This is a genomic window from uncultured Flavonifractor sp. (genome assembly GCF_944383115.1).
Lineage (GTDB): Bacteria > Bacillota > Clostridia > Oscillospirales > Oscillospiraceae > Flavonifractor.
Genome location: NZ_CALWOJ010000100.1, coordinates 1 through 6,898 on the forward strand (window position 1 = coordinate 1; position 6,898 = coordinate 6,898).

Genomic DNA, 6,898 nt, shown 5'->3' on the forward strand with positions numbered 1-6,898 from the left:
ATCATGACGGAGGTGAAGCCGCCGTCGATGCAGCTCTTGCAGGTCTCGAAGCTGTCGCCGTGGTCCAGATGCAGGCAGATGGGCAGGCCGGTCTCGATGATGGCGGCCTCCACCAGCTTCACCAGGTAGGTGTGATTGGCGTAGGCGCGGGCGCCCTTGGACACCTGGAGGATCAGGGGGGCGTTGACTTCCTTGGCGGCCTCGGTGATGCCCTGGACGATCTCCATGTTATTGACATTGAAGGCGCCGATGGCGTAGCCGCCGTTGTAGGCCTTCTGGAACATTTCCTTGGTAGTTACGAGAGGCATATCAGTCATCTCCTTTTTTTATTGCACCATGATTTTAACAGGTCTCCTTGATAATTTCAAGAGGACGTGATATGATATTCCCGCAAAATCTAAATTTGTAAAAAATTTTTCAATCAACAGGAGGCAACTTTCATGAGTGAACTGAGAGGCGCTTGTATTATCGGCCAGTCCGGCGGCCCCACCGCCGTCATCAACGCCAGTGCCCTTGGCGTGATCCGCACCGCCCTGGACACCGACTGCATCACCCGGGTGCTGGGCGCCGCCCACGGCATCAAGGGCGTGCTGGACGATAAGCTGTACGATATGGGCCAGGAGGATGCCGCTGAGCTGGATCTGCTCAAGTATACCCCCTCCTCTGCCCTGGGCTCCTGCCGCTATAAGCTGGCCGATCCCAATAAGGACGATACCGATTATCAGCGCATCCTTGAGATCTTCAAGAAGTACGACGTGCGCTACTTCTTCTACAACGGCGGCAACGACTCTATGGACACCTGCAACAAGATCTCCAAGTATATGCAGAAGGTGGGCTATGAGTGCCGCATCATGGGCGTGCCCAAGACCATCGACAACGACCTGAACGGTACCGACCACTGCCCCGGCTTCGCTTCTGCCGCCAAGTATATTGCCACCTCCTGTGCCGAGGTGTGGCAGGATGCCCACGTCTACGATACCGGCATGGTCACCGTCATCGAGATCATGGGCCGTCACGCCGGCTGGCTGGCCGGCTCCGCCGCTCTGGCCAATCTCACCGGCTGTGGTCCCGACCTGGTCTATCTGCCTGAGGTGGACTTCAACATGGATCAGTTTGTCAAGGACGTGACCGACATCTACAACAAGACCGGCAAGTGTATGGTGGCTGTATCCGAGGGTATCCACTACGCCGATGGACGCTTCGTTTCCGAGGCCGAGACTTCCGCTACCGACGGCTTTGGCCACGCCCAGCTGGGCGGCCTGGCTGTGAAGCTGGCTGAAATCATCAAGCAAAAGACCGGCGCGAAAGTCCGCGGCATCGAGCTGTCTCTGCTCCAGCGGTGCGGCTCTCATGTGGGTTCCAAGACCGACATCGACGAGGCCTTCCTGGCCGGCAAGGCCGCTGTAGAGGCCGCTGTGGCCGGTACTACCGACAAGATGGTGGCTTTCCAGTGCAGCCGTGAGGGTGGCTACAAGTGCGAGACCGTGCTGCAGCCTCTGGACATCGTGGCTAACTTCGAGAAGAAGGTACCCCGCGAGTGGATCAACGAGGCCGGCAACGGTATTGAGCAGCCCTTCATCGACTATGTACTTCCCCTGATTCAGGGGGAGGCCGGCAGCCCCAAGGAGCATTCTCTCCCCCGCTTTGCCCGCCTGAAGAAAGTTCTGACTACAGATATGTAAAGAAAAATAAAAACAGGAGGCATTTCCGTTTGGAAATGCCTCCTGTTTTTTTACACTTATTGAACGCCGGTGAGGGCCCGCATAACAGTATAAGTCTGCTGATCCAGTCCCTTTTTCATTTCCAGCGCCTCATGAATGTCATAATCCACATAGGACTCGCCATCCATGGCTACCACCCGGCAGGTCTTCCCTTCAGCCAGCAGACGTACCGCCTCATAGCCCATGTATGTAGCGGCCACCCGGTCACGGAGGGAGGGCGCGCCGCCCCGCTGAACGTGGCCCAGAATGGTGACTCTGGTATCCAGAGAAGTGGCCTCGTGGATGTGCTTTGCAATGTCATAGGCGCCCCCGTTTACACCCTCGGCCACGATGATCATGAAGTGGGTGCGGCCTGCCAGGCGGGCACGGCGGATAGGCTCGATCAGGTCCTCCTCGTAGTTGACCACCTGCTCGGGCACCACCACGGCGGTGGCGCCACAGGCCACGCCCACATTGAGGGCCACATGGCCGGCATGGCGGCCCATGACCTCCACCACCGAGCATCGCTCATGGGACTGCATGGTATCCCGCAGCTTATCAATGGACTCCAAGGCGGTGTTACAGGCGGTGTCAAAGCCGATGGTGTAAGTAGAACAGGCAATGTCATTGTCAATAGTGCCCGGGATGCCAATGACGCTCAGACCCTTGTCTGCCAGAGTGAGCAGGCCGCGGAAAGTACCATCGCCGCCAATGCCAACCAGGGCGTCCAGCCCCAGCAGCTTGCAGGTGGCAGCCGCCCGCTCCCGACCCACCTCGGACTTGAAGTCCTCGCTGCGGGCGGAGTAGAGCATGGTACCACCACGGCGGGACAGGCCGCTGACGCTGTCAAAGTCCAGGGGGATAAAGTCGCCATTGATGAGGCCGTGGTAGCCACGGCGGATACCAATACACTCAATCCCCATGTGGACAGCGGTGCGAACCACCGAACGGATGGCTGCGTTCATGCCGGGGGCGTCCCCGCCGCTGGTAAATACACCAATACGCCGAACTGCTTTTTCCATCACAATTTCCTCCTTACTTATACCCTCAACTCCGCGGCCTGGCCATTTATAGCCTGAGGATAATGTGCCAAGACCGGCTCTACCTCTTCTTTTAAAAATTCTTCCACCTGTTCCGGGCTGCGTCCAATATAACGCGAAGGCTCCAAATGGGAGGTAAGTTCTTCCCGGCTGAGCATGGAGAAGGCTGGATCCCCTGCAATCAGATCAACAAGGTTATTGGACAGGCCCAGATCCTTCACATTGGCCCCGGCCTGCTGGCTGAGTACTCGGATGCGCTCATGGAGATCCTGCCGGTTGCCCCCCTTCTTGACCGCATCCATCAGGATGTTCTCGCTGGCCATGAAGGGCAGCTCCTCCAGCACATGCTTCTCGATGACCTTCTCATGGACCACCAGGCCGTCGGCCACGTTGGCCCAGATATTGAGGACGGCGTCCACCGCCAGAAAGGCCTCTGGTACGCTGAGACGCTTGTTGGCCGAGTCGTCCAGGGTACGCTCAAACCACTGACTGGCAGCGGTAATGGCGGGGTTGACCGCGTCGGCCATCACATAGCGAGCCAAGGCACAGATGCGCTCGCAGCGCATGGGATTGCGCTTGTAGGGCATGGCGGAGGAACCGATCTGGTTCTTCTCAAAGGGTTCCTCTACCTCCTTCAAATGGCACAAGAGACGCAGGTCGGTAGCAAACTTGCTGGCAGACTGAGCGATGCCAGACAAGGTGGAAACCACCTGATAGTCCACCTTCCGGGAGTAGGTCTGCCCCGACACGGCCGCAGTGGCAGTAAAGCCCATCTCGGCAGCGATCTTCCGGTCCAGTTTCCGGCACTTCTCGTGGTCACCGTCAAAAAGTTCCAGGAAGGAAGCCTGGGTGCCGGTGGTGCCCTTGCAGCCCAGCAGCTTCAGGTTGGCAATACGGTACTCCACATCGGCAAGATCCAGCAGCAGCTCGTTCATCCACAGGGTGGCCCGCTTGCCCACAGTAACCAATTGCGCGGGCTGGAAGTGGGTGAAACCCAGGGTGGGCAGGGCCTTATACTGCCGGGCGAATTTGGCCAGCTTGTCCAGCACCCGGACGATCTCGTCCCGGATGAGGCACAGGCCCTCCCGCATGAGGATCACATCGGTGTTGTCCCCCACGTAGCAGCTGGTGGCTCCCAGATGAATGATAGGCATGGCTTTGGGACAAAGCTCCCCATAGGTGTGGACATGGGCCATGACATCATGACGCAGCTTCTTTTCGTACTGGGAAGCCTTGTCGTAGTCGATGTCGGTAAGGTGGGCCGAAAGCTCCTCCACCTGTTCCGCCGTTACCGGCAGGCCCAATTCCATTTCTGCCCTTGCCAGGGCAACCCACAGCCGCCGCCAGGTGGAAAATTTCTTGTCCGGGGAGAAGATGTACTGCATCTGATCGCTGGCATAGCGAGAAGAGAGAGGACTTTCATAACGGACGTGATCCATGCGCAATAACCTCTTTTTCGTAAAATCGGACTCAACATAGTATACTATAAAATGGACGTCCTCACAAGGAAAAATTCGCACATGACCTGTGTCTCAAAGGAAAAAACAGAGGCTTGGAGCCGCGTGATATCTACTCCAAGCCTCTGTTTCTATTATCTATTGCTCCAACAACGCTATCAGATCAGCTTCTGTAAGCACAGGAATACCCAGCTCGTTGGCTTTTTGCAGCTTGGACCCGGCGGCCTCCCCCGCCACCACATAGCTGGTCTTTTTGGACACCGAGCCGCTCACCTTGCCCCCCTGGGCTTCGATGAGGGCGGCGGCCTCCTTCCGGTCCATGGTGGGCAGGGTGCCGGTGAGTACGAAGGTCTTGCCCGCCAGCTTGTCCCCCACCGGGGCTTCAGTGCTGTCAAAGGATACCCCCGCCTGCCGCAGGGCCTCGATGAGATGGCGGCTCTGGTCATTGGCGAACCAGTCCAGCAGGCTTTGGGCCGTGATGCCGCCAATATCGGGTACGGCGGTCAGTTCCCCCTCCCCGGCGTTCATGAGGGCGTCCAGAGTACCGAAGCGGGCAGCCAGTATCTTGCCCGCCTTCTGGCCCACCTGCCGGATGCCGAAGGCGAAGAGGAGCCGTCCCAGTCCGGCGGACTTGGACTTTTCAATGGCGGCCATGAGATTTTCCGCACTCTTCTTGCCCATCCGCTCCAGAGGTTCCACCTGGTCGGCGGTAAGGCTGTACAGATCGCCGGGACCCTTCACCAGTCCCGCACCCACCAGGCTCTCCACCACGGCGGGGCCCAGACCTTCGATGTCCATGGCGTCCCGGCTGGCGAAGTGGACGATGTGCCGCAGCCGCTGGGCGGGGCACTCGGCGCCGGTGCAGCGGATGTGGGCCCCGTCCTCATCCCGGGCCACGGGAGCCCCGCACACCGGGCAGTGGTCAGGCAGATGATAAGGTACCGTGCCCTCCGGACGTTTGTCCTTGATGACCGACACGATCTCGGGGATGATCTCCCCCGCCTTCTGAACCAGCACCGTGTCCCCAATGCGGATATCCTTCTCGGTGATGAAGTCCTGGTTGTGGAGGGTGGCGTTGGTGACGGTGGTGCCTGCAAGGCGGACCGGCTTTACAACCGCTTTAGGCGTAAGAACGCCGGTCCGTCCCACCTGCACCACAATGTCCTCCACCACGCTCTCCTTCTGCTCGGGGGGATACTTGTAGGCGGCGGCCCACCGGGGGAATTTGGCGGTGGAACCCAGGGTGGTCCGGTCTGCAAGGTTATTTACCTTTACAACCGCGCCGTCGATATCAAAGGGGAACTCCTCCCGGCCGTCCCCCAGGGCGGCAATGCGCTCCGCCGCCTCCTGGATGGAATGACAAATGTAATGGGGAATTACTTTAAAGCGCTGTTCCTGCAAGTATTCCAGGGTTTCGGTGTGGGTGGTGAAGGTCTTGCCTTCGGCCCACTGGACGTTAAACACCCGGATGTCCAGCTTGCGGGAGGCGGCGATCTTGGGGTCCAGCTGCCGCAGAGAACCGGCGGCGGCGTTGCGGGGGTTGGCAAAGAGGGACTCCCCCTTCAGCTCCCGGTCGGCGTTGAGCTGCTCGAAGCTCTTCTTGGGCATGAACACCTCGCCCCGGACGATGAGGGAGGGCAGGGCCTCGGGCAGACGCAGGGGTATGGAGGGGATGGTTTTGAGGTTCTCGGTCACGTCCTCCCCCACCTGACCGTCACCACGGGTGGCGCCCCGGACGAAGAGTCCGTTTTCGTACTCCAGCGCCACCGACAGCCCGTCCACCTTGGGCTCCACGTCGTACTCCACTCCACCTGTCAGGGCGTCCTGGACCCGCTGGCCAAAGTCGGCCAGCTCCTCAAAGGAGAACACGTCCTGGAGGCTCTCCAGGGGGACCCGGTGGTGGACCTCGGCAAAGCCGTCCGCCACCTTGCCCCCCACCCGCTGAGTGGGCGAATCAGAGGTGATCAGCTCGGGGTACTTGGCCTCCAGCTCCTCCAGGCGGCGCAGCTTGTGGTCGAAGTCGTAGTCGCTCATGCTGGGGTTGTCCAGCACGTAATATTCATAGTTGGCCTGCTCCAGCTCCCGGCGCAGGCTTTGGATCTCCTGTTTCTCGTCCATGGCGGACCTCCACTTGGAATTTTCGGGTGAGTTTGGGGGCCAGCTTGCCCAGCAGCAGAGCGATGAGCCCGCCCAGGAAAGCCCCCGTGGTGTTGAGGATCAGGTCGTCCACATCGGTGGAGCGGTTGACGAACAGCTGTAAAAACTCGATGGTAAAGGACACGCAAAAGCCCACCGCCAGCCCTTTCCACCACCGGGGGCGTCGCCACAGCAGGTTGGTAAAGAAGCCTATGGGCACAAAGATCAGGGCGTTTGCCAGCACCATGTAGAAGCCCCACGCACCCAGTCTGTCTCCACGGAACAGGGTGGGTGTCCATCCAATATACTGCACCGATTCGCTCAGGGGCGTGATGGGGAAAAAGGGCCGCAGCCCCTGAAAGGCCTCCTGCCAGTGGGATACCGTCCAGAAGTTGGACGGGAACACCGTCAGGGCCGCCAGTCCGGCGCAGAAGAGTACAAACACCAGGAGACCCATCTCCCGCACCACACCGCTTTGCAGCCCCCGGCGGTACAGTCCCCGCCTTCTGTGATGCAGCAGGGCCAGAAAACAGCCCGCGGCTATGGCCATACAGGGCAGCATCTG

At 59.6% G+C, this 6,898-nt stretch carries 6 protein-coding genes; 1 reads left to right on the forward strand and 5 read right to left on the reverse strand.

Annotation, left to right across the window (positions count from 1 at the left end):
• A partial coding sequence (locus Q0K43_RS09495; RefSeq protein WP_297290302.1) for a class II fructose-bisphosphate aldolase occupies positions 1 to 308 on the reverse strand: 308 nt, incomplete at its 3' end.
• Positions 309 to 440: 132 nt separating this feature from the next.
• Here Q0K43_RS09495 and Q0K43_RS09500 point away from each other — a divergent pair.
• Positions 441 to 1,682, forward strand: coding sequence for a 6-phosphofructokinase (locus Q0K43_RS09500; protein ID WP_297290303.1), 1,242 nt, complete (start codon positions 441 to 443; stop codon positions 1,680 to 1,682).
• Between the two features lie 56 nt (positions 1,683 to 1,738).
• On the opposite strand, the gene Q0K43_RS09505 is transcribed toward Q0K43_RS09500, so the two are convergent.
• The 4 genes from Q0K43_RS09505 to Q0K43_RS09520 all read right to left on the reverse strand — a co-directional run.
• Positions 1,739 to 2,722: an ATP-dependent 6-phosphofructokinase gene (locus tag Q0K43_RS09505; RefSeq protein WP_297290304.1), complete on the reverse strand. Its 984-nt coding sequence runs from the start codon at positions 2,720 to 2,722 to the stop codon at positions 1,739 to 1,741.
• 17 nt (positions 2,723 to 2,739) lie between these two features.
• Entirely contained in the window at positions 2,740 to 4,179 is a 1,440-nt protein-coding gene (gene purB, locus Q0K43_RS09510; protein WP_297290305.1) for an adenylosuccinate lyase, read from the reverse strand.
• A gap of 156 nt (positions 4,180 to 4,335) precedes the next feature.
• A complete protein-coding gene (gene ligA / locus Q0K43_RS09515) occupies positions 4,336 to 6,315 on the reverse strand; it encodes an NAD-dependent DNA ligase LigA (RefSeq protein ID WP_297290306.1) in 1,980 nt (659 codons plus the stop codon).
• Positions 6,257 to 6,898 (reverse strand): VanZ family protein (locus Q0K43_RS09520; protein WP_297290307.1); only part of this gene is annotated, 642 nt, incomplete at its 5' end. The genes ligA and Q0K43_RS09520, both read right to left, overlap by 59 nt.

Bases quoted from the DNA above. Each gene is read 5' to 3' on its own strand.
- Q0K43_RS09500 (WP_297290303.1), top strand. From the start codon at position 441: ATGAGTGAACTGAGAGGCGCTTGTATTATCGGCCAGTCCGGCGGCCCC.
- Q0K43_RS09505 (WP_297290304.1), bottom strand. From the start codon at position 2,722: ATGGAAAAAGCAGTTCGGCGTATTGGTGTATTTACCAGCGGCGGGGAC.
- purB (WP_297290305.1), bottom strand. From the start codon at position 4,179: ATGGATCACGTCCGTTATGAAAGTCCTCTCTCTTCTCGCTATGCCAGC.
- ligA (WP_297290306.1), bottom strand. From the start codon at position 6,315: ATGGACGAGAAACAGGAGATCCAAAGCCTGCGCCGGGAGCTGGAGCAG.